The organism is Poritiphilus flavus (genome assembly GCF_009901585.1).
GTDB lineage: Bacteria > Bacteroidota > Bacteroidia > Flavobacteriales > Flavobacteriaceae > Poritiphilus > Poritiphilus flavus.
Genome location: NZ_WXYO01000002.1, coordinates 793,123 through 814,728, shown reverse-complemented (window position 1 = coordinate 814,728; position 21,606 = coordinate 793,123). Strand labels below are relative to the sequence as shown.

The 21,606-nt window shown below is 43.9% G+C and carries 23 protein-coding genes and 1 riboswitch; of the genes, 10 read left to right on the top strand and 13 right to left on the bottom strand.

Going from position 1 to position 21,606, the window contains the following annotated elements:
- The first annotated feature begins 24 nt into the window (after window positions 1-24).
- Window positions 25-1,716: an alpha-amylase family glycosyl hydrolase gene (locus tag GTQ38_RS06845; protein ID WP_161434719.1), complete on the top strand. Its 1,692-nt coding sequence runs from the start codon at window positions 25-27 to the stop codon at window positions 1,714-1,716.
- 60 nt (window positions 1,717-1,776) lie between these two features.
- Here GTQ38_RS06845 and GTQ38_RS06840 read toward each other — a convergent pair whose 3' ends face one another.
- From GTQ38_RS06840 to GTQ38_RS06825, 4 genes are all read right to left on the bottom strand, one after another.
- A complete protein-coding gene (locus tag GTQ38_RS06840; RefSeq protein ID WP_161434718.1) occupies window positions 1,777-2,154 on the bottom strand; it encodes a VOC family protein in 378 nt (125 codons plus the stop codon).
- A gap of 7 nt (window positions 2,155-2,161) precedes the next feature.
- The gene (locus GTQ38_RS06835; RefSeq protein WP_161434717.1) at window positions 2,162-2,689 is read right to left on the bottom strand and encodes an SRPBCC family protein; all 528 of its coding nucleotides are present in this window, start codon (window positions 2,687-2,689) and stop codon (window positions 2,162-2,164) included.
- 92 nt (window positions 2,690-2,781) lie between these two features.
- Entirely contained in the window at window positions 2,782-3,192 is a 411-nt protein-coding gene (locus GTQ38_RS06830) for a VOC family protein (RefSeq protein WP_161434716.1), read from the bottom strand.
- A 78-nt stretch (window positions 3,193-3,270) separates the two neighbouring features.
- The gene (locus GTQ38_RS06825) at window positions 3,271-3,924 is read right to left on the bottom strand and encodes a TrmH family RNA methyltransferase (RefSeq protein ID WP_161434715.1); all 654 of its coding nucleotides are present in this window, start codon (window positions 3,922-3,924) and stop codon (window positions 3,271-3,273) included.
- Window positions 3,925-3,952: 28 nt separating this feature from the next.
- Here GTQ38_RS06825 and GTQ38_RS06820 point away from each other — a divergent pair, with 28 nt between their 5' ends.
- Entirely contained in the window at window positions 3,953-4,663 is a 711-nt protein-coding gene (locus GTQ38_RS06820; protein WP_238857823.1) for an SIR2 family NAD-dependent protein deacylase, read from the top strand.
- Here GTQ38_RS06820 and GTQ38_RS06815 read toward each other — a convergent pair.
- Entirely contained in the window at window positions 4,626-5,099 is a 474-nt protein-coding gene (locus tag GTQ38_RS06815) for a heme-binding domain-containing protein (protein ID WP_161434714.1), read from the bottom strand. The genes GTQ38_RS06820 and GTQ38_RS06815 overlap by 38 nt on opposite strands.
- A gap of 33 nt (window positions 5,100-5,132) precedes the next feature.
- Between GTQ38_RS06815 and GTQ38_RS06810 the strand changes: the two genes are divergently transcribed.
- Together GTQ38_RS06810 and purB are read left to right on the top strand one after the other, a co-directional pair.
- Complete coding sequence (locus tag GTQ38_RS06810; protein ID WP_161434713.1) at window positions 5,133-5,708, top strand: adenylosuccinate lyase; 576 nt, start codon at window positions 5,133-5,135, stop codon at window positions 5,706-5,708.
- A gap of 867 nt (window positions 5,709-6,575) precedes the next feature.
- Window positions 6,576-7,919 (top strand): adenylosuccinate lyase, encoded by a 1,344-nt coding sequence (gene purB, locus GTQ38_RS06805; protein WP_161434712.1) that lies wholly within the window; start codon window positions 6,576-6,578, stop codon window positions 7,917-7,919.
- Between the two features lie 21 nt (window positions 7,920-7,940).
- On the opposite strand, the gene GTQ38_RS06800 is transcribed toward purB, so the two are convergent.
- The 6 genes from GTQ38_RS06800 to GTQ38_RS06775 all read right to left on the bottom strand — a co-directional run bounded on the left by GTQ38_RS06800 (window position 7,941) and on the right by GTQ38_RS06775 (window position 11,554).
- A complete protein-coding gene (locus tag GTQ38_RS06800) occupies window positions 7,941-8,756 on the bottom strand; it encodes a mechanosensitive ion channel family protein (RefSeq protein ID WP_161434711.1) in 816 nt (271 codons plus the stop codon).
- Window positions 8,757-8,895: 139 nt separating this feature from the next.
- Window positions 8,896-9,435 (bottom strand): DUF4252 domain-containing protein, encoded by a 540-nt coding sequence (locus GTQ38_RS06795; RefSeq protein ID WP_161434710.1) that lies wholly within the window; start codon window positions 9,433-9,435, stop codon window positions 8,896-8,898.
- Window positions 9,436-9,484: 49 nt separating this feature from the next.
- Complete coding sequence (locus GTQ38_RS06790; RefSeq protein WP_161434709.1) at window positions 9,485-10,036, bottom strand: DUF4252 domain-containing protein; 552 nt, start codon at window positions 10,034-10,036, stop codon at window positions 9,485-9,487.
- Window positions 10,037-10,069: 33 nt separating this feature from the next.
- Complete coding sequence (locus tag GTQ38_RS06785; protein WP_161434708.1) at window positions 10,070-10,612, bottom strand: DUF4252 domain-containing protein; 543 nt, start codon at window positions 10,610-10,612, stop codon at window positions 10,070-10,072.
- An 11-nt stretch (window positions 10,613-10,623) separates the two neighbouring features.
- Complete coding sequence (locus GTQ38_RS06780; protein WP_161434707.1) at window positions 10,624-11,058, bottom strand: hypothetical protein; 435 nt, start codon at window positions 11,056-11,058, stop codon at window positions 10,624-10,626.
- Window positions 11,045-11,554 carry an RNA polymerase sigma factor gene (locus GTQ38_RS06775; RefSeq protein WP_161434706.1) on the bottom strand — a complete coding sequence of 170 codons (510 nt, stop codon included), beginning with the start codon at window positions 11,552-11,554 and terminating at the stop codon, window positions 11,045-11,047. Before GTQ38_RS06775 ends, GTQ38_RS06780 begins: the two co-directional genes overlap by 14 nt.
- Window positions 11,555-11,795: 241 nt before the next feature.
- Between GTQ38_RS06775 and GTQ38_RS06770 the strand changes: the two genes are divergently transcribed.
- Window positions 11,796-13,292, top strand: a complete 1,497-nt coding sequence (locus GTQ38_RS06770) for a S41 family peptidase (protein WP_238857822.1) — start codon at window positions 11,796-11,798, stop codon at window positions 13,290-13,292.
- A 192-nt stretch (window positions 13,293-13,484) separates the two neighbouring features.
- Here GTQ38_RS06770 and GTQ38_RS06765 read toward each other — a convergent pair whose 3' ends face one another.
- The gene (locus tag GTQ38_RS06765; protein WP_317169047.1) at window positions 13,485-14,450 is read right to left on the bottom strand and encodes an ABC transporter substrate-binding protein; all 966 of its coding nucleotides are present in this window, start codon (window positions 14,448-14,450) and stop codon (window positions 13,485-13,487) included.
- 15 nt (window positions 14,451-14,465) lie between these two features.
- Entirely contained in the window at window positions 14,466-16,340 is a 1,875-nt protein-coding gene (locus GTQ38_RS06760) for a TonB-dependent receptor plug domain-containing protein (protein WP_161434704.1), read from the bottom strand.
- 72 nt (window positions 16,341-16,412) lie between these two features.
- Window positions 16,413-16,737, bottom strand: a riboswitch (cobalamin riboswitch).
- A 74-nt stretch (window positions 16,738-16,811) separates the two neighbouring features.
- On the opposite strand from GTQ38_RS06760, the gene GTQ38_RS06755 reads away from it, so the two are divergent.
- The 5 genes from GTQ38_RS06755 to GTQ38_RS06735 all read left to right on the top strand — a co-directional run bounded on the left by GTQ38_RS06755 (window position 16,812) and on the right by GTQ38_RS06735 (window position 21,604).
- Complete coding sequence (locus tag GTQ38_RS06755) at window positions 16,812-17,954, top strand: ABC transporter substrate-binding protein (RefSeq protein WP_238857821.1); 1,143 nt, start codon at window positions 16,812-16,814, stop codon at window positions 17,952-17,954.
- A 1-nt stretch (window position 17,955) separates the two neighbouring features.
- A complete protein-coding gene (locus tag GTQ38_RS06750) occupies window positions 17,956-18,987 on the top strand; it encodes a FecCD family ABC transporter permease (RefSeq protein WP_161434703.1) in 1,032 nt (343 codons plus the stop codon).
- Between the two features lie 49 nt (window positions 18,988-19,036).
- Window positions 19,037-19,834 (top strand): ABC transporter ATP-binding protein, encoded by a 798-nt coding sequence (locus GTQ38_RS06745; protein WP_161434702.1) that lies wholly within the window; start codon window positions 19,037-19,039, stop codon window positions 19,832-19,834.
- Between the two features lie 64 nt (window positions 19,835-19,898).
- Window positions 19,899-21,242, top strand: coding sequence for a DNA recombination protein RmuC (gene rmuC, locus GTQ38_RS06740; protein WP_161434701.1), 1,344 nt, complete (start codon window positions 19,899-19,901; stop codon window positions 21,240-21,242).
- Entirely contained in the window at window positions 21,239-21,604 is a 366-nt protein-coding gene (locus GTQ38_RS06735) for a 6-phosphogluconate dehydrogenase (protein WP_161434700.1), read from the top strand. Before rmuC ends, GTQ38_RS06735 begins: the two co-directional genes overlap by 4 nt.
- Window positions 21,605-21,606 lie beyond the last annotated feature (2 nt).

Genomic DNA, 21,606 nt, shown 5'->3' with positions numbered 1-21,606 from the left:
TAGTTTTAGACAAAATCCATTACTATGAAGAAACTGCTAACGATCTTGGCAATTTCATCCCTTTTTTTAGCCTGCAAGCAAGCCCAAAAAGAGACAGAGACCGCATCAATTGAAGTTCGTGACAGTATTCCGGATACTACCCCAAAGTCGCCTTTCCTCTGGGAAGCCGCAAATGTCTATTTTTTACTTACAGACCGATTTAACAACGGCAATAAGGAAAATGACCTGAATTTCGACCGAGGCAACCCCACAGGACCTTTGCGAGGGTTTATGGGTGGTGATATTGCGGGGATAACACAAAAAATTGAAGAAGGATATTTCAATGACCTTGGGGTCAATGCCCTCTGGTTCACCCCGGTGGTGGAACAAATACACGGGGATACAGACGAGGGTACCGGAAACACTTATGGGTATCACGGCTATTGGGCCAAAGACTGGACCGTACTGGATCCCAATTTCGGAACAAAAAAAGATCTGGAGGAACTCGTAAAAAAAGCCCATGAAAACGGGATCCGGGTTCTGATGGATGTGGTGATCAATCATACCGGACCAATTACTGAGGAAGATCCGGTTTGGCCATCGGACTGGGTACGTACCGAACCTACCTGTGAATTCACGACCTATGAGAATACAACATCCTGTACTTTGGTTGACAATCTGCCCGATATTTTCACGGAATCCGATGAAGTCGTAGAGCTTCCGGACCCTTTATTGGCTAAATGGAAGGACGAAGGCAGGCTGAGCAATGAATTGGATGAACTACAGTTGTTCTTTGAACGTACGGGATATCCCAGAGCCCCAAGATTTTATATCATAAAATGGTTGACTGACTATGTGAATGACCTTGGGATAGATGGCTTTAGAGTGGATACAGTAAAACATGCGGATGAAAAGGCATGGGCAGAGCTTTATAAAGAGGCATCATATGCATTCGAGACATGGAAGAAGAAACACCCTGAAGAGGTACTGGATGACAATCCCTTCTTTATGGTTGGAGAGGTCTATAACTATGGGGCTTCCGGTGGCCGGGAGTTTGATTTCGGAGATAAAAAAGTAGACTATTTTGATCACGGTTTTACGAGTTTGATCAATTTTGATCTGAAGCGGGATGCCCATGGAGATTACGAGACCATTTTTAAGAAATACCACAAGCTACTGAACAAAGAGCTCAAGGGAAAAAGTGTTTTGAACTACCTTACTTCTCATGACGACGGAGAACCGTTTGACAAGGACAGGGAAAGACCATTCTATTCAGCCAACGTGCTCTTACTTACACAGGGAGCTTCCCAGATCTATTACGGGGATGAAACTTCCAGGGACCTTACTATTGAAGGTACCGTAGGAGACGCGACCCTTAGATCGTTCATGAATTGGGAGGAACTGGATAGCCTGCCGCAAACCAAAAAAGTACTGGAACACTGGCAAAAACTCGGTAAATTCAGACAAAACCATCCTGCCATCGGAGCCGGGAAGCACAAGCGGCTGGCTAAAGCACCTTATGTCTTCAGCCGCACTTATATCAAAGGGGATTACAAGGACAAAGTCGTAGTGGGCCTGGACCTGCCTCAGGGTAAAAAATCCCTTTGGGTAAAAGGATTCTTCGGAGATGGAACCAAACTTTATGACACCTATTCAAATACTGAAGTAGAGGTGAAAAATGGAAAGGTCATGCTGGATAATGAGTACGACATTGCCCTGCTGGAACTGGCACCTTAGGCCTCTTATCAGAATACGCTATCGCATTTAATCAGTTGTTATTACAGCTAATCCTGGTAATCAGGACTGTGAATGTAATGCAACCCTGTTCCCTTCAGTATCAATGAATAAGGCCATAAATCCGTGGCCTCCTCCAATTTCAGTCTTGGGTTTGCTGATCTTTCCACCTGCCACTTCAACTCTTCCAAGCTCATTGGCCAGATCTGTGCAGGAAAAATAGATCAAGGGCCCGTGGGTTTCACTCGGACTATACATTTCGTGTTTCACCAAGGAACCCGTGGCTCCCGGTTTGGTATGGTCACTGGGAAACCAACCCATTACAACCCCCCCCAGGTCGTGTACCTGTATTTGAATGTCAAAAACTGATTCATAAAAGGCCTTGGCCCTGTCCATATCGGTTACGGGAATTTCGAACCATCCAACGAGATTTTCTTCCATATTCACCTTAGTTTTCCATTACACTTTTTAAACTTGAGAGACCTTCCTCAAAGTCCTTTCCCACCATTTTGTCCATGTTCATGAAGAGCATCATAATACTCATAGGGAATTTGTTCTTTCCGCTGAATCCCCAGGTTACCTTAGTGCTTTCAGAACCTGATTCGGCCACCCTCATATAGGCATCAGACTGTGATTTCCAGGGTTTGAAGAACCTTAGCTGGCTTTCGATCACTTCGTTATCCACCAAACGTGTGATCTCTTGTTCGCCCATACCGACATCTTTGTTACCGTCCCATTTGCTAATGGCTCCAACGGTACCATCGGTCCCGGAAAACTCTTTTTTCATATTAGGATCCTTTTTAGCCCAAGGGCTCCAATTATCCTGGTTCTTTAGATATTTCAGGTAATCAAAAACTTTAGGGACTGGCTGGTTGATGACAATTTCCCTGTTTACATCGTAGTTTTTGGGAGCGATTATCGCTAAAAGCAAAATAAGCAGCACGAGGCCAACGAGAATGTAAATAATAGTAGTCATTTGTATATCAATTAGTTAGTAGTTGTTCAAGATAGAAAAAATAAACGAAGCTTCCGTTTAGGAACAGGAGATCAAGCTTAGAGCCGCTCTGATCAGGCAGGTTTGTGTTCACTACTCACCATCCATTGAATCCCAAACTTGTCTGTGAGCATTCCAAACTTCCCTCCCCAGAAAACCTCTTCAAAAGGCATAGCGATCTGCCCCCCGTCTGCCAGGCTATTGAAAACGGCCAGGGCTTCTTCTTCCGAAGCTATATTCAGACTGAGATGATGCGCATTGCCAAGGTTGAGTTTGTCGTGCGTGTCGCAAGCCATTATGGATCCTCCCTCAAATTCCAGGGTTGTGTGCATGATTTTGTTCATCATGTGGTCCGGCATAGGCATGTCTTCCGGCGCATCACTGTAGCGCATTTGCGTACTGATCTGTCCGTTCAAAACATCTTTGTAGAATCCGATAGCATCCTCACAATTGCCATCGAACATGAGGTACGTATTGATTTTCATCAGTTTATCGATATTGGTTCCTTTAAATGTAAACTAAAAAAGCGTATCTAAATGATAATAAAATATTAAAACAGGGCCTCAGTCAGCCTGGTAACGATCCATTATAGATTCGATGCTTTTAATGGATTTTTTGGTCCATTCCAACCTTTTGTCAAGAATTTCAGTTGGTGAAAGTTTCCAGTTGAGATCGGACTTGCGCAGATCTGAGCTCAGTTTTTGTAGTATGATCCCGGCAGCTACAGAAATGTTAAGACTTTCGGTAAAACCGGTCATAGGGACTTTTAGAAATCCATCTGCCTGCTTTAATACGGCTTCGCTAAGTCCCTCCTTTTCTGTGCCAAAGAATAGGGCCGTTCTTTCTGTTAAGGAGAAGTCCTCAAGCAGGCACGAGTCTTCATGAGGGGAAGTGGCGATGATCTTATACCCCATATCCCTGAGATTTTCCATACATGCCTCTGCAGTTTTATGGCTGTGGACATCCACCCACTGGTGGGCTCCCATAGCGATGTTCTTATCCAGGCGTTCCCCAAACCTACCTTCGATAAAGTGCAGTTGTTGAATTCCGAACACCTCGCAGCTTCGGATCACGGCGCTGGTGTTATGTAATTGGAATACATCTTCTACCGCTACGGTAATAAAATTGGTCCTTTGCTCCAGGACTTCAATAAACCGGGCTTTTCTGGCCTCCGATATAAAGCCTTCCAAATATTCGAGGAGTTCCAGATCAACCATAAACCGAATATAAGAAAAACGTATATTTATGAAGGAAGCACAAACTATGCATAAACGTATTGTAGTACTCACCGGAGCAGGAATGAGCGCGGACAGCGGTTTAAGAACCTTTCGGGATGCCGACGGGCTTTGGGAAGGTCACGACGTAATGGAAGTAGCTTCACCCCACGGCTTCGCAAGAAACCCGGAATTGGTACTCGATTTTTACAATCAAAGGAGAAAACAACTGCTCGAGGCCAGCCCGAATGCTGGTCATCAGGCCCTGGCAAAACTGGAACAATACCACAGTGTGAGTATAATAACCCAGAATGTGGACGATCTGCATGAAAGGGCCGGTAGTAAGGATGTGTTACACTTACACGGGGAATTGTTCAAAGTGAGAAGTACCAGAGGTCCTGAGGTAATGGAATGGCGCAAAGACCTTTTGCTGGGGGATCTCTGTTCCGATGGTTTTCAATTAAGGCCTGATATCGTCTGGTTTGGCGAAGAAGTGCCCTTGCTACCCAAAGCCGCCGAGATCACAAATAGCGCGGATATTCTGCTGATCATAGGAACTTCAATGCAGGTTTACCCTGCTGCCAGCCTGGTGCATTATGCGCCTCCCGGGATTCCTATCTTTTTTATGGATCCCAAACCGAATATGTCCAGCTCGAATTTCAGCAATCTGGAAATCATTCCTGAACGAGCGGCAGTAGGTGTTCCTACTCTGGTCGAGCGCCTAATTGATACAGGGACCTAGTCTTTTTGGCCCATTCTAGGATAGCATCTATTTGCCCCTGGCTTAGCCTGGCCTCTTCGTGTGTCCAGGTATATTCGTTCAGAGGCATGCTGTGCTCTTCCATAACTTCAACAACCTCTTCCAGTTTGTGGTCCTTTTTTTTGGCATCATAGCTATCCCATGCCGAGATATTAAAGTGCTCTTTACCTTCATCTACATGACCGGCGATCCAAAAAGATACCGGAGCAATATTGTTGTACCAGGGATACACGGTATTGTTGCTATGGCAGTCGTAACAGGATTCTTTGAGGATAGTCCGCACCTCAGCAGGGGGGTTGGTTTCTGTTAGAAAAGCCTGCTCGTGACCATCTTCCGCAAGGTTCTTATCAGGTCGGATAAATTGCATTCCTACGAAAATGATCAGTAAGGCCCATGCGATTTTTTTTGCTAATTTCATTTGGCGAATTTTGAATCCCTAATGTACAATTTTGTGACTAAAGAAAGGCTTTACGAGGCATTAAATTATGTAGACGCTACCCGTGAAAAAAGAGGGAAAATGGCTAAGCGGGTCCTTAGCAGCCCCGAGCTGATCCCCTTATTGATAGAAATCGCCCAGATGAACGATGATCCGGTTTCCTGTAAGGCCAGTTGGATACTGGAATTCACCCTGAAATCGAGGATTCAGCAGTTATTACCGCATATTGATCTTTTCCTCGGCGGGCTGGATAAAGTGCAGCTGGATTCTTCGGTTAGGCCTATGTCCAAGCTATGCGAAAGTCTGGTTCTCGCCTATTATTCCAGGAAAAAACACCCTGCCCGGGAGGCTTTAAGCGAAGGGCATCTGGAACAGATAGCCACCGCGTGTTTTGATTGGCTGATCGGCGAACACAAGGTGGCCGCAAAGGCCTATGCGATGACCAGTCTTTATCATCTCGGCAATCAGTTCGCATGGATACACCCGGAACTCCGACTTGTATTGGAGCAGAACTACGCCTCGGGCAGCGCAGCTTATAAAGCCCGCGCCCGGCAGGTATTGGAGAAACTAGGTGGGAGAAGTAGGCAGTAGGCGGTGGGCAGTGAACAGTTCTCCTTCGCTAAAGCTTCGGAGGAGGAACTAAGTGAACAGTAATCAGTGAACAGTCCTCCTTCGCTAAAGCTTCGGAGGAGGAACTAAGTAAACAGTAATCAGTGAACAGTAAACAGTTTCTTATCTAACATCCAACTATCTAACCGTCTAACCATCTAATCATCTAACCATCTAATAATCTAACTATCCAACCATCTAACCGCCCAATTTACTAATGTAGCAATGTGAAAATATATCAAATTGGTTAACCGCCTCCCTGCTTTTAAAATGCAGTGCCAACGATTAACTTGAGTTTGGGGTGGGGTTGGAGGCCCTGATGAACAAAAAAGATTAAATTTCTATTAAGCTTCTTATCAAGGTATCCAAGTATCTGCCAATCTAACCATCTAACTATCCAAAAGTCTAACCATCCAATCATCTAACCGTCTAACCATCTAACCATCTAACCATCTAACCGTCCAATGTACTAATGTAGCAATGTGAAAATATATCAAATTGGTTAACCGCCTCCCTGCTTTTAAAATGCAGTGCCAATGATTAACTTGAGTTTGGGGTGGGGTTGGAAACCCCGATAAACAAAAAGGATTAAACTGCTATTAAGCTTCTTATCAAGGTATCCTACTATCTGCCAATCTAATCATCTAACTATCCAACCATCTAACCATCCAACCATCTAACGGTCCAACTATCTAACCATCCAACCGTCCGACCATCCACCCATCAACTATCAACTATCAACCATCAACTATCAACCATCAACCATCAACCATCGATTTCCCAGTCTCAGTTTCCATCTCACTGACATATTAAGTATCTTTGCATCTTTCTAAAATCAAGCTTACCAACATGTCTTTATCAGAGCTCAATGCCATTTCTCCTGTAGACGGACGCTACCGAAACAAAGTACAGGATCTGGCCTCTTTCTTTTCCGAGGCCTCCCTGATCAAATACCGTGTAAAAGTTGAAGTTGAATACTTCATCGCGCTTTGTGAACTACCGCTTCCGCAGTTGAAGGACATAGAAAAAACAGTTTTTGAGCCTCTGAGGAAGATCTATCTTGACTTTACGGAAACAGATGCCGAGGCGATAAAGTCTATAGAAAAGATCACAAATCACGATGTAAAGGCCGTTGAATATTTCATCAAAGAAAAATTTGATGATCTGGGGTTGAGTGAATTCAAAGAATTTATTCATTTTGGGCTTACCTCACAGGATATCAACAACACCGCGATCCCGCTTTCCATAAAGGATGCTGTTAATGAAGTATATGTCCCAGCCTATTTTTCCTTAGCGCAAAGGCTGGAGGAATTATCTACAGAATGGGCGGATATCCCAATGTTAGCACGTACCCATGGGCAGCCGGCCTCCCCTACCCGTCTGGGTAAGGAAATTGAAGTGTTCGTAGTGCGGTTAAAGGAGCAGTTCAATTTACTGAACGATATCCCAAGTGCCGCTAAATTTGGCGGAGCCACCGGTAACTTTAATGCTCATAAAGTGGCCTATCCCGAAATCGACTGGAAGTCTTTTGGTACCGGTTTCGTACAGGAGAAACTCGGATTGCACCACTCTTTCCCAACAACCCAAATAGAGCACTACGATCATCTGGCCGCCTTGTTCGATGCCCTAAAAAGGATCAACACCATCATCATTGATCTTGACAGAGATATCTGGACCTATATCTCCATGGAATATTTCAAGCAAAAGATCAAAAAAGGAGAGATCGGTTCTTCTGCTATGCCGCATAAAGTAAACCCGATCGATTTTGAAAACTCAGAAGGAAACCTGGGTCTGGCAAACGCGCTATTTGACCATCTGTCCTCCAAATTACCTGTCTCCAGGCTTCAAAGGGATCTTACAGACAGTACGGTTCTGCGCAATGTGGGTGTACCCTTTGCACATACCGTTATTGCTTTCAGTGCCACTTTAAAAGGCCTGAATAAGCTTTTACTGAATAAGGAAAAGTTCGCTTCAGACCTGGAAGAGAACTGGGCGGTAGTGGCCGAAGCTATTCAGACCATCCTTAGGCGCGAAGGATACCCCAACCCTTACGAAGCCCTGAAGGGTTTGACCCGGACGAACGAAAAAATAACCAGCAAAGTTATCGCTGGCTTTATAGATTCCCTGGACGTTTCTGATAGCCTGAAAAAGGAGTTGAAAGCAATAAACCCCAGCAATTATACCGGGGTTTAGAGTTATTCCTGTTTCGGTTTATTATTCACCTTTGTGAATTTCCACCTGGTGCGGATATGGGATCTCTATTCCCGCTTCATCCAGCGCCAGCTTGCAGCCTTCATAAGTAGCGAAATACACATCCCAATAGTGTTCCGGCTTACAGAAAGGTCTAACGGCAAAGTTAACCGAACTGTCTGCCAATTCAGACACATTTACAGAAGGAGCCGGATCTTCCAGTACCTGTGGATTAGAGGTAAGCACATTTAACAGCACTTCTTTAGTCTGTTTAATGTCTTCTCCATAACCCACTCCAATTACGGTGTCTACACGTATTTTACCTTCTGCTGTATAGTTGATGATATTCCCGTTGGCCATAGCTCCATTTGGGACAATGGCCAATTTATTTTCGGGAGTAGTGAGTTTTGTGGTAAAGATCTCAATCTCCTTGACCACTCCTATCACCCCCTGGGCCTCAATAAGGTCTCCGATCTTGTAGGGCCTGAAGATCATAATGAGAACGCCCCCGGCAAAATTGGCAAGAGAACCCTGAAGAGCCAATCCTACAGCCAAACCGGCTGCGGCGATAACGGCTGCAAAGGTGGTGACATCCACCCCAAGCCTGGAGATCACCAGAAGAATTAAAAAGACTTTTAATGCCCACGAGATCAGATTGAGAAGGAAGCGCTGAAGCGATTCGTCATAACTGCTCTTAGACATTACTTTTCTCGTGGCCCCGATGATCCTTTTTATGATCCACGAACCCACAATGTAAATAAGGATCGCCGTTAGTAATCTCGGCCCGAATTCTTTGGCCAGCTCAATTCCGTAGTTGATCCATTCCTGTGCTTTTTCCATGATATAGTTAGTGTTAATGTTCCGCCCTAATATAGTAATATCACGTCTAAATTCTAAGCTTTTGGACCCACATATCGGAAATAAAAAAACCTGCCGGAAATTGAATTTCCAACAGGTTTCTATCATGTGTCGTAGTTTGCTATCCTCTTAAGAATTTGCCTATTTCCCCGAGGCCTTCCCCATCGTAATCCGACTTCTGTATGGCCTGCATTAACTGCACCAGGTTAGCTGGGTTCATATCGTCCCCGAGTACCCGGATCAGGGCAAAGCCCTTGTCATCGCTGCTTCCAAAAATAATTACCTCATCTATGGCATCCTCATCTCCCAAGTACTTGATCACTCCCTTGCCGTATTGAGAGTTTAATTTCATTAGCTCTATGAACTCATCATTTTTCAATATGGCATTTACTTTCGCTTTTTCTATTTTGAACTCCTCCGCATTTTCAGTTGTTTTCTTAAATGCGAGCAGATTCAGTTTTTTGAGCGACTTCAAAGCCTGTCTTTGCTTCTCGGTAAGATCAGCATCCTCAAGTTTTAGGACGCTGGTGGGTACATCGACAGAAATGAAATTCGGGTTTTCCGTACTGTCCACATAGTACTCCTGAAGACTCTGGGTTGAAGAGCAGGCAGATAAGAAAGCTACTCCTACTATGGCTATTAGTGCTATTATCCTTTTCATCTGTTGGTTTTTAAAACTGTGTTTTGATTTGTCTCGATCCGGACATCATTCAATTCTTCTTCTTTTTCTCCGCTTTATGCATATGATGTGGCAGGTTCATTCCGCGTGTAAGGGTGCCAATCTTTCTAAGGTCAATGTCTCCTGTCAAAGATACGAGAACAGTTTCTATATTTCGTCCATTGGGTCCGACTTCAACATCCCCCACTCCTGTTACAAACATGAGTAATTCCTCTACATAATTTTCATTCTTTCCGTAATTGACAAAGAATTTAACATTGGTGTCTTCGTCCTTAACCCGCATTAATTCTTCCATTGAGGAGGATTTCAGGTAGCTATTCACGGTTGTTTTCATACTGGCCGTTACCTCCTCGTCTTCTGTAAGGAATACTTTTACTCCTTTGAGCTGTTTGGCAAGGCCTACAAACTCTTCCGCTTCAGGGTCGTCTGCATTTTCACCAACTGTTGCCATAAGGTCTATCATTCCCTTGTTGATGATCACAGAAGCCACATTATCCATGTCTTCATATTTGTCAAAAATGGACTGGGAGAATCCCGCTAGAGGTGCCAGTACCAAAACCACTGCTATAATTACTTTTTTCATGATGTTAGTTATTTATTGATGATGTAATTCCGATTAATTTTTCTTCTTTCCAGCTTCGTTAAGTTCCTCCGGCAGATTCATTTTCCTGGTCAGGGAGTTGATCTTATTCAGATCGATATCCCCTGTAAGTGAAAGCAGTACGGTTTCAAACTTTCTTCCGTTAGCCTCAATCTCCTTAATGCCAGTAACGAACATCAGCAACTCGCTAACGTGGTCTTCGTCTTTCCCGGTCTTGATATAGAACTTTACATTCGCATCCTTATCCTTGATACGCATCAGTTCTTCCAGGGAAGCTGTTTTCAGATACTTATCTACGGAAGCTTTCATTTCAGTTCCAATGGCCTTGTCCTCTGTGGTAAAGACTTTGAGGCTCTTAAGGCTCTGAGCGATATCCATAAAGTCTTTTGCCTCAGGATCATCCACTTCCACTTCTATTTTGCTCAGTAGTTTGAACATATTTTCATTAACCACAACAGTGGTCACATCGTCCAGATCCTCATACTTATCGAATAAAGACTGGGAGAAGCCCGCCAACGGTATGACGGCCAATAATAGTATTATGATCTTAGTTTTCATCGGTTTAAGATTTAATTTTTGTTGTAAATTTTTTGTTTTGTTGTTTCAAATTCGTTGAGATAGGCCATTTTTTGAGTGCCTTTTCCAAAGTTAGTCGCCAGCAGGTCCAGGGCTTTCTTGGTTTCCTGGTAGGCTATTTCAGCTTCCTGCCGTTCTAACGCTCTCTTTTGCTGGTACTCCGTACCAAAATAAATGCCAAAGGCTACTAAAGCCACCGCTGCGACGGAAATCCATTTGTAGTATCTACTTCTGGTATTTAATGGAACCTGTCTGGTAAACCGTTCTTCTTTGGCTTCGGAAAAGTAGGTGAACATGGGTGCGTACTGTTCCAAATGCGGGGCTATATCACCTTCTAAAAAATAGTTTTTAAGGGTACGCTCTTCGGCTTCTGTTGCAGTAGCTTCAAAATACTTCTCCAATATTTTTTCAATCTTATCTGATCCCATAACGGTGTTTTTGTAATAGTTTTTCTCTTACGGTTTTCCGGGCTCTGGAAAGGGCCACTCTAACTGCGGTGGGTTTCATTTCCAGTAATTCTGCTATTTCGTCAAAATCGTATTCTTCAATGTCCCTGAGCTGTAATACCATTTTTTGTTGCTCAGGCAATTCTTCCATGATCTTTTCTACCCAACTTACACTGTCCTTGGCCTCTACCTGCGTTTGAAGCGAACTGCTGTCGTCGCTGTAGTTGCTATGAACCAGTTTCAGGTTACTGGACTGTTTGGATTTCAGTCTGTCCAGACAGAAATTCTTTGTCATTGTCATAGCAAAGGCCTCCACATTCTTATAGCTCTCCATCATCTTGTTCTTGGCCCACAGCTTCATTAAGATCTCCTGGGTCGCATCCTCGGCCTCTTCGGAAGATACCAGCAGCCTTTTGGCTAGCCGGTACAGCTTATCCTTAAAAGGCATGACCACATTTAAAAATTCCGACTGTGTCATTGTTGGTTGTTGAGTTGTCGTGTAAACCATTTATTTAGGGTGTTACACAAGGAAGACGAAGAACATCGAATTTTGTAACAAAAAATTTTTTTTTCCTTAAGATGTAAGTAATTTAGGCTCATTCTAACTAATTACTAGTTTGAAAATTAAGCTATAAAAAAGAAAATTTCTTCTTCAATTACCGTTTTCCCGTTTTTTGGAATGATAATTGGTGGAAAATAAAGAAATAATCATGAAAGAGATGAGAAAATACCTTGCCCCACTTCTTGGTATGGCATTTTTATTGGCCAGTTGTAATAATGATGACGATGCCGGCGTAGGAGGTCCTAGTGGCCCCGATCCAGATCCTTCCGCCAATGTGGTGGTCCAGGATTTTATGTGGAAATCCATGAATATCTGGTATTTCTGGCAGGCCGAAGTTGATGACCTTGCTGATGATCGCTTTAGTACGAATGCAGAATATACCGAATTCCTGGAGTCTGAATCCAGTCCTGAGAACTTCTTTAACAACAAATTACGCTTTTCCGAAGACCGGTTTAGCTTTTTTAATGATGATTATCGGGAATTGACCAACAATCTTGCCGGTATCTCCAGAAGTAATGGAGTGGAATTCCAGCTGTTCTTCTTTGGGGATTCCAATGAGGTCTTTGGCTTTGTTAAATACATTATTCCTAACTCGGATGCTTCAACCAAGGATATTTCCAGGGGTGAACTGTTCACTGGGGTAGACGGTCAAACGCTTACCGAAAACAATTACCAGGATCTGCTGTTTGGTGAAAACAACACCTATACGCTGAATATGGCAGATATTGCGAATGATGTGATCACTCCTAACGGCAAAGAAGTTACTTTGACCAAAGAAGAAGGCCTCGTTGAGAATCCGGTCTTTATAGTAGATTCCTTTAATGTTGGTGGGTCTAACATTGGTTATCTGATGTATAACGGCTTTACCAATGAATTTGATGAACAACTGAACGACGCTTTCGGGCAGCTTAAAGCCGCAGGAGTTACGGAGTTGGTCCTGGATTTGCGCTATAATTCCGGAGGCTCTGTAAACTCTTCCCGTTTGCTTTCCAGTATGATCTACGGAACAAACACCAACGACCTGTACATCCGCCAGCGTTGGAATCCGAAAATTATGGCTGCCTTTAGCGCTGAGGATGTGGAGGACTATTTTGCCTCAGAAACCGGGGATGGTTCTCCAATAAACACCTTAAATTTAAGCCGGGTATATATCCTGACTTCCAGGAGCACAGCTTCTGCCAGTGAGCTGGTGATCAATGGCCTGGATCCGTATATTGAGGTAATCCTAATCGGAAGGACCACAACCGGAAAAAATGAGTTTTCACTTACCATGGTGGACGATCCAAGCAGGGATGGAGCACCTTTTATCTATACACCTTCAAGGGAAAATCAAATAAATCCTGATAATCAATGGGCGATCCAGCCGTTAGTTGGACGCAATGAGAACGCTGCCGGATTCTTCGATTATACCAGTGGTTTTCCACCAGATATTGAGTTGGATGAAGACCTGGAAAACCTGGGTATACTGGGAGATGTAAATGAACCCTTGCTGGCCAGGGCAATAGAAGCCATTACCAGTCCGGCAAGTAAAAGAGATTTTACGGTAAAAACTCCTGCGCCTTATTTTACAAGTTCCAGGATGTTCCAGCCGCTAAAAGACAATATGGTGCTCGATAAACCACTGCACCTCCCCTATGAGCTATACGAGGAATAAAACCTTTAAAAAGGTTGTCTGAAAAGAGATTTTTGTCTGTTCGAGTGTCCGCCCACCTAAGACATTCGGACGGGCAGTCGAGAACTAGTTAAAGTTTCGATTATCAAATACATCTCGACTGCCTGCCCGGCTAAGTCATTCAGGCGGGAGCTCGATGTGACCACGATACAAATGCGATCCCTTTAAACAGCCTCAGTTTAAATTAGCATCCTTAAAAGGTCTTGTAGCCTTATGATCAGCGCTCCAACGGATATAGGAATTTTTTAATTTCGAAGGAAGTACACTATGCTCCGAATGAAAAAGGTAGTTTAGTAAAGCAATGCCATCAGCCAAAGTGCTGAGGGATGACTGAGTGAATAGCTCAAAATCCGCGATATATACCTTATTATTCCGGACAGCACTCATAGTTTCCCATCCGGTTTTGGAGGTCAATAAGGAAATTTCACTTAAGGTTCGCTCAATACTAAATCCGCAGGGCGCAATTACCAGTATATCCGGATCGTATTTAACTAATTCCTCCCAGTGCATTCCGGTGCTATCGCCACAGGGATTAGACAATTTGTCTTTTCCTCCTGCAATACGTACCTGATCCGGGATCCAATGCCCTGAATTAAAGATGGGATCCATCCATTCCATAAAAAACACCTTTTGGCGCTTAGAGCCGCTTTTTTGGAACCGATGCTCTGTTTCTGAAATACGATTGCGTAGCAAACGGGTATACTTATGGCCTTTTTCAGGCACGCCCATGGCGGTAGCAATAACTTCCGCTGATTTGAACACATCCTCCAGGGACTGGGGAGTTATGGAAATAATCTCCGGTTGTTTAGGCAGCTTAGCTACTGCAGCCATAGTGCATTCAGTATCTATCTGGCAAACCTCGCAAACATCCTGGGTGAAAATTACATCAGGTTTCAGTTCCTCCAATAGATCCTCATTAACATAGTATAGCGATTCTCCGTCCCGTTTGCTGGCGGAAAAAAATGAATTTATCTGACGGCTGCTCAGATCCAAACCTTCCAAAACGCATTGAACTACCGTGGGCTTTTCTTTTAACGCTTGTTCCGGGCACTCAAACGTAATCCCCACCAAGTGCTCCTGAAGGCCCATATCGTAGATCGTTTGGGTAACTGCCGGAAGGAAAGAACAGACTTTTAGCACAACACTCGATTTAGATTACAAGGTAAGGTTAATTCCCATACTGATATTCCTTCCCCTGGTTGTAAAACCAAGGACTTCCGTGAATTCCTCATTCAATAGGTTTTCCATATTAAGGAATATTCTGAGTTTTTCTTCAATAAGCTTATGCTGTAGGTGAAGGCCGACCAAAGAAAAGGCATCCAAAGGCACATCTACAAAGGGAAAAACATTAAAATCCGTATCGGAACGCTCCCCCGTATAAGAATAGCTAAAGGAAGCGGAAGTCCTCTCCGAGAGATCATAGGCACACAGCAGATTGGCCTTGTGTTTTGGTATGCGGATCGCGTTGTCTCCCTTTCTTTCCGTAAAAGTATAATTGGTACTTACTACCAGTTTATCAAGGGGTTTCCAATTCGCCTCCAGTTCCAATCCCTGGGCTTTTATGATGTTATCCGCGTTGCCATAGGTACCTGTTGCATTGTCAAAAAACACAAAATTCTCCTCTCTCCTGTTGAAGTACAATGCGCTAAGACGAAGACCTGAGGACAAGGCATATTCTACGCCACCTTCGAGGGTCCTGTTCTCTTCCGGTTCCAGATCAGGATTCGCCCCAAAATCACCAAACAATTGAGTCAAAGAAGGGGTTATGTACGAAGTGGCAAAGGAACCTAAAAATTTCAAATAGCCTTTGTCCGTTTGCAGACTGAATGAAGGATTCAAATTGTACACCAGCTGTGTTCCGTATTCCGAATGGTTGTTCAGCCGGGCTCCGGCATTAACATTAAGTCCAAATTCCGAAACATAAACCATATTCAGGTATGGATCAATAATGGTAAAATCCTGATCCGCTGAGAACTGCGCATCGTCCTTAATATAATTCACCCCCAAAATTGCATTAATCCCGTTCGCGAAGCTCGTCTTGTTATAGAGATCAAGTACATAATTCTGACCCACGAAGCTACTTGGGAAGGCACTGATATTTTCAGACTCAAAATCACTGTATGCCGCGTTTAAATATATCCCACCACCTTTATACGTATGTGAGGCATTGATACCTACCCTTTTTTGTTCACTAATGAATTGATAGGGCGCATCTACAAGTCCGAAAGACTCGTCGAAATCTGTCTTTAGTTTAGTTTGATTTCCAAAAATCCCAAGATTGAATCGCTCGCTTATCTGGTAACCGATCTTCAGGTTTGTACTGACATTGGAAAAAGTATCTTCCTCGTTTTCCGGAGTAACTATGGCCGATAAGCCTTCCGAGTTACGTGCGGCAAAATCCAGGGTGTAGCTCAGCTTGTCAACCGTTCCGGAAACCCGGGCATTGTTTTCAAAATTCCCAAAATTGTAATTCTGTTCCCCGGCAGTCTGATTTGTTCCAATACTGGACTGAAAATTGGCCGAGATTCCTTTTTCGGATGCTTGTTTAGTAGTGATATTGATCACTGCTGTAGCCGCGTTCGTACCGTAAAGTGTACTGGCCGCACCTTTGATAATCTCGATGGACTCAATAGAGGCTATGGGCAATAACCTCAGATCGTATTCCGATGAAAAAGACGAGGGGTCCGAAACCCTTATACCGTCTATGATCACCAACACCTGTCGGCCCCGGCCTCCTCTTGCGAAAACTCCTAGTACGGCTCCTTCCCTTCCCCTACTACCGGCTATCTCGATTCCGCTCTTAACATTGATCACCTGAGCCAAAGTCTGACCGTAGCTTCTCTGGAGCTCTTCGGCCCCAATCTTAATCACAGTTTTTCCGGACTGCTCGCGTTTTATCTCAAAACGCGTGTCTGTGACCACAACCTCATCGAGGTACTGAATGTCTGTGGAGTCTTTTTGTTGCACCTGCGCAACCAGGCCTGCACTCGCCAAAACCGCGATACATAAGCCCAATGGTTTTTTACCCATGTTGTTTAATTCAATAAACGGGAGTGTAGTATGTGTGTACCCATACGTAAACTTTTATCCCGAAAGTTTAACAATGATTAACCGAATTTGGCAGGTCTCCTGACTTACGTACTGCCATCGACCTTCCCGCCCTTTTTAGAGCAGTGGTATCGAAGAAATGGCAGCCGCCTCAAACATTTTGATCTAAAAACAGATCAGAATGGATCGGCAAAGCTTACAGTTGCGGGAACAGTTCCAGAATTTTCAGATTGCTTGTATGAGCTACCTCTCGAAATGAGCAAAGCTTTTTGAAGGTTTCAAAGGCTTAAGTTCTCAAATCACAATCCAAATCACTGGATTCCCTTTTAATCCTAATGGGGTCAATTACCCAAAAGGAACCAAAATTCCGGAACGAAGGTAAACAATTTGATACAACTTTGTAGCCAAAGATCAAATAATACTACATTTGAAAAAAATAGAAAATCCTGGATTTTGAATAGATCTATATGTTGGCTGTTAATCCTTTTGGTTTGCTGCTGCAAACAGAAGGAGACCACTTCTGAGCAAAGGGCCATGGCTACCTCCAAAGCATCCATAACCTACGCCAGGGGCTTCACGATTAAGGAAACAGAACAAGGAATTAAGGTAATTGAGGTCTCTTCTCCCTGGCCGGATGCTAAATCCGGATTTTCATATGCCCTGGTCCCGAAAAATACCCCGGAAATATCGCTAGATAAGGAAAAATATGACGCTGTGGTCCGGGTACCTGTAGAACGGATCGTGGTAACATCCACCACGCATATTCCAGCCCTGGAATCCCTTGGTGTCGCGGATAGACTGGTGGGCTTTCCGAATTCCCAGTTTGTCTCTTCCAAAGAGACCAGGAAACGGATAGCATCCGGACAGGTGAAGGAATTAGGGACCAACGAAGCGATAAATACGGAAATCCTAATGGAACTCAGCCCGGAACTCATGGTTGGCTTTGGCATAAGCGGAAAGAATAAAGCCTATGAAACGCTTCAGCAAGCAGGGATCCCTTTGGTCTACAACGGGGACTGGACAGAAGAAACCCCGTTGGGAAAGGCAGAATGGATCAAGTTTTTTGCTCCTTTTTTCGGTCTGGAGAAAAAAGGAGATAGCCTTTATAAAGCGATCGAACTGTCCTATGCCCGAGCCAAAGAACTGGCCCTTCAGGCTAAGACCAAACCTACCATCTTAAGTGGTGGACTTTACAAGGATGTGTGGTATGTGGCCGGTGGAAAAAGCTGGATGGCAGAATTTCTTAGAGATGCTAATACGAACTATCTGTGGAAGGAAACTGAGAATACCGGGAGCATTGGTTTAAGTATTGAAAGTGTGCTGGAAAGAGCCCAGGATGCTGACTTTTGGCTGAACCCCTCAATGCATACTTCCTATAATGAATTGGAAGAGACAAACCGACACTACCTGCAGTTTAGCGCTTTTAAAAACAAAAGGGTTTTTACGCATGCTCGCAGCATTGGGGAGACCGGCGGCTTATTGTTTTATGAGTACGCACCGAACAGACCTGATGTGGTACTCAAAGATCTGATCCATATCTTCCATCCGGAATTGCTTCCTGATCACGAACTATTTTTCTTTAAGCCCCTGGAGTAATTTGGAAAAAGAAAGATCATATACCTTTTCTTTTGTGCTGCTACTGTTGCTGCTACTGTGTTCTCTTGGGGTCAATATCAGCCTGGGATCAGTAAACATTCCTCTTAAAGATACTATTAATGCCCTGATCGGGGGCGACGTACAGTCGGAATCCTGGCGTTATATCATTTGGAACTACCGTATTCCCAAAGCAGTAACAGCCATATTGATAGGCAGTGGGCTTTCCCTAAGCGGTTTGTTGATGCAAACCCTCTTTAGAAATCCTCTGGCCGGACCTTTTGTTCTGGGGATCAGCGCGGGTGCCAGTCTGGGGGCTGCGCTGTTGATCATGGGATCCTCTGTATTCTCCGGCCTGATCTCTTACAATATTGCCAATGACGTTTCCCTGGCAATCGCATCGAGTATAGGCAGTTTTGTGGTTTTGCTGGCAGTGGTAGTCGTTGCCTCAAAAGTCAGGGACACCATGGCTCTGCTAATAATCGGGCTTATGTTTGGAAGCATCACAGCTGCAATTGTAACTGTACTCTCCTATTTCACAGGTGCAGAGAAGCTGCAGCAGTTCATATTCTGGTCTTTCGGCAGTGTGGGAAACCTGTCCTGGGCACAAATATCCCTGCTACTGGGCTTGATCCTCATTGGAGTTATCCTTAGTATACTAACCATAAAGCCATTGAACGCTTTCTTACTTGGAGAGAATTATGCCAGAAGTATGGGGGTTGCCATACAAAGATCCAGGTATATCATCATTATCGCGACCGGACTTCTTGCCGGTACCATTACGGCCTTTGCCGGACCCATTGCTTTTATAGGGTTGGCAGTACCCCATCTTACACGGCAGATTTTCGATACCACAAACCATAGAATCCTGCTGCCCGCGGTACTTCTGTACGGGGCTATTATTCTTCTTTTATGCGATACGCTGGCGCAACTGCCCTCTACTTCGTATATTTTACCCATTAACGCTATAACCTCATTGGTTGGAGCACCGGTGGTGATCTGGTTGCTTATTCGGAAAAGAAAGATGATGTTCTAATGTCGGATTCTGAAATAACAGGCCATATGCCATCAACTTATACTTTAACTTGAACTTAAACTTAAAACATAACACAACGCTTTCTGCAGAAGACCTCTGCATTGGTTACGGTCGGGGATCCAGGGAGATCCGTGTGGTCGAAGGACTTACTTTTTCATTACAATCTTCTGAATTGGTGGGAATTGTAGGGGTAAACGGTATCGGAAAAAGTACTTTACTTCGCACACTTGGAGGCGTACAGCCGTCGCTATCCGGGAATCTTTCTGTTAATGGCGAAGCATTAAAGGAAATAAATCAGCGAAAACTTGCTGAGTTACTAAGTGTGGTACTAACGGAGCCCACTGCTTCCGGAAATCTAACAGCGCTGGAATTAGTGAGTTTGGGCAGACACCCTCACACCAATTGGATCGGTAGCCTTACTGCACAAGACAGGAAAGTAGTTCTTGAAGCCGTGGAGTGGATGCAAATTGAAAAGCTGGTACAAAAAAAGTGTTTTGAGCTTAGTGACGGGCAGTTACAAAGGGTATTTATCGCAAGAGCCCTGGCACAGGATACTCGAATTATATTGTTGGATGAACCGACCACACATCTTGATCTTTATCACAAGGTACAGATCCTCAAACTGTTGCAGCGAATAGCCCACGAACATGGGAAAACCATTCTTTTCACCACCCATGAAATAGAGCTTGCCATTCAGTTGTGCGACAAGCTGTTAGTACTTGATAATGAACAGAATGCCTTTGGCACCCCTTCCGAGCTTATCGCGCGACACAGTTTCGAAAAGTTGTTCCCCGAAGATACACTTGTATTCGACCCACGAACTGCCTCCTTCAAAGTTAATAAGTAGCCTATTTCGCAGTGGTTGGTTTAAACCCAAACCTGTATCTTTATGCTTACCAATTGAGAATTAGATGAATGAATTTTTGCTGTACATAATTGTAGGTGTGGGCTTTTTGGCCCTGGGGTACTTTATTGGGATCTATATTCAAAATCTTAAGACCACTTCCCGGCAAAGCAGATTACTGGAAAGAGAAGATCAGCTGAAGAATAATCTCAACATGGTCAATGAACAATTGGTGCAATCCAATGAAGAAAAAAACGAACTGAGGCTGCATAAAGAGCAACTGGGTAATCAGATCACACGCTACCGTGCTGATCTGGAAAATCTACAGTCTAAGTATGACGAGCAAAAAGAAGAGATCTTAAAGCTACAGGAAAAATTTACCAAGGAGTTTGAAAATCTGGCTAATAAGATCCTGGACGAGAAGAGTGTGAAGTTTACGGAGCAAAACCAAAAGAATATCAAAAACATCCTTACCCCCTTACAGGAAAAGATCCAGTTGTTTGAAAAGAAGGTAGAAGAAAGCAGGAAAGAAAACTATGGAATACATCAGGCGCTGAAAGAGCAGTTGCTAAATCTGCAGAACCAAAACCTAAAGATCACCAAGGAAGCGGAAAACCTCACTAAAGCTTTGAAAGGAGATAGTAAAACCCAGGGTAATTGGGGGGAATTGGTGCTGGAGCGGGTATTGGAAAAATCCGGACTGGAAAAAGACAGGGAATACAGCGTACAGCAAAGTTTTAGCCGCGAAGATGGCAGCAGGGTCTTGCCAGACGTTATCATCCATCTACCCGACGGTAAAAAAATGGTAGTAGACTCTAAGGTTTCGCTTACGGATTACGAGCGCTATATCAATGCCGATGAAGAAACCAAGGAACAGAATTTAAAAGAACATATCAACTCCCTTAAAAAGCACGTGGACCAATTGTCTGCAAAGAAATACGAAGATCTATACGAAATGGAAAGTCCGGATTTTGTATTGATGTTTGTGCCGATTGAAACTGCTTTTTCTGTAGCCATAAACCAGGAAAACAACCTTTACAACAGGGCATTTGAAAGAAATATAGTTATTGTGACCCCTTCCACGCTTCTGGCAACGCTCAGGACTATTGACAGTATGTGGAGTAACGAGAAACAGCAGCGCAACGCCATAGAGATTGCACGGCAGGCCGGTGCGCTATACGACAAATTTGAAGGATTTGTTGGAGACCTCACCAAAGTGGGTAAGAAAATGGACGAGGCAAAGAACGAATATCGCGGAGCGATGAATAAACTGGTCGAGGGACGGGGTAATATCATTACGAGTATAGAAAAACTCAAAAAAATGGGGGCCAAAGCTAAAAAGAGCCTGCCTGATCCCATTTTGAAACGGGCGCAGCAAGACGATTTTGAAGAACCCAAATTGAAATTGTGAAAAAGATATTATTCTTAGTAATTGGTGGAGTTCTATTGTTATCCGCCTGCTACTACGCCTTCATTTACTATGTGCCGTTTAGCGAAGGGGTCAGATCCGGAGAATTGATCAAAATCAGTAGAAAGGGCGTTATATCCAAAACCTGGGAAGGCGAGATTAGTCAGGGTATTTCCGGAGCGCAGATCTTTAAATTTTCCGTTCAGGGAAAGGATAAAGAGGTCATAGCAAAGCTGAAAGAATACCAGGGGCAATATGTCAAAGTGGACTATATTGAACGATACGCCACCTTTTTTTGGTGGGGAGACACCAAGTATTTTATCAAGAATGTACAAAAAGAACGCTCACCTCACTTCAGGAACTGATT

What these genes read in the sequence shown, in the direction of transcription:
- GTQ38_RS06845 (WP_161434719.1), top strand. Translation starts at nt 25, where the DNA reads ATGAAGAAACTGCTAACGATCTTGGCAATTTCATCCCTTTTTTTAGCC.
- GTQ38_RS06840 (WP_161434718.1), bottom strand. Translation starts at nt 2,154, where the DNA reads ATGGAAGAAAATCTCGTTGGATGGTTCGAAATTCCCGTAACCGATATG.
- GTQ38_RS06825 (WP_161434715.1), bottom strand. Translation starts at nt 3,924, where the DNA reads ATGGTTGATCTGGAACTCCTCGAATATTTGGAAGGCTTTATATCGGAG.
- rmuC (WP_161434701.1), top strand. Translation starts at nt 19,899, where the DNA reads ATGAATGAATTTTTGCTGTACATAATTGTAGGTGTGGGCTTTTTGGCC.
- purB (WP_161434712.1), top strand. Translation starts at nt 6,576, where the DNA reads ATGTCTTTATCAGAGCTCAATGCCATTTCTCCTGTAGACGGACGCTAC.
- GTQ38_RS06830 (WP_161434716.1), bottom strand. Translation starts at nt 3,192, where the DNA reads ATGAAAATCAATACGTACCTCATGTTCGATGGCAATTGTGAGGATGCT.
- GTQ38_RS06770 (WP_238857822.1), top strand. Translation starts at nt 11,796, where the DNA reads ATGAGAAAATACCTTGCCCCACTTCTTGGTATGGCATTTTTATTGGCC.
- GTQ38_RS06815 (WP_161434714.1), bottom strand. Translation starts at nt 5,099, where the DNA reads ATGAAATTAGCAAAAAAAATCGCATGGGCCTTACTGATCATTTTCGTA.
- GTQ38_RS06800 (WP_161434711.1), bottom strand. Translation starts at nt 8,756, where the DNA reads ATGGAAAAAGCACAGGAATGGATCAACTACGGAATTGAGCTGGCCAAA.
- GTQ38_RS06760 (WP_161434704.1), bottom strand. Translation starts at nt 16,340, where the DNA reads ATGGGTAAAAAACCATTGGGCTTATGTATCGCGGTTTTGGCGAGTGCA.
- GTQ38_RS06820 (WP_238857823.1), top strand. Translation starts at nt 3,953, where the DNA reads ATGAAGGAAGCACAAACTATGCATAAACGTATTGTAGTACTCACCGGA.
- GTQ38_RS06775 (WP_161434706.1), bottom strand. Translation starts at nt 11,554, where the DNA reads ATGACACAGTCGGAATTTTTAAATGTGGTCATGCCTTTTAAGGATAAG.
- GTQ38_RS06780 (WP_161434707.1), bottom strand. Translation starts at nt 11,058, where the DNA reads ATGGGATCAGATAAGATTGAAAAAATATTGGAGAAGTATTTTGAAGCT.
- GTQ38_RS06785 (WP_161434708.1), bottom strand. Translation starts at nt 10,612, where the DNA reads ATGAAAACTAAGATCATAATACTATTATTGGCCGTCATACCGTTGGCG.
- GTQ38_RS06795 (WP_161434710.1), bottom strand. Translation starts at nt 9,435, where the DNA reads ATGAAAAGGATAATAGCACTAATAGCCATAGTAGGAGTAGCTTTCTTA.
- GTQ38_RS06790 (WP_161434709.1), bottom strand. Translation starts at nt 10,036, where the DNA reads ATGAAAAAAGTAATTATAGCAGTGGTTTTGGTACTGGCACCTCTAGCG.
- GTQ38_RS06835 (WP_161434717.1), bottom strand. Translation starts at nt 2,689, where the DNA reads ATGACTACTATTATTTACATTCTCGTTGGCCTCGTGCTGCTTATTTTG.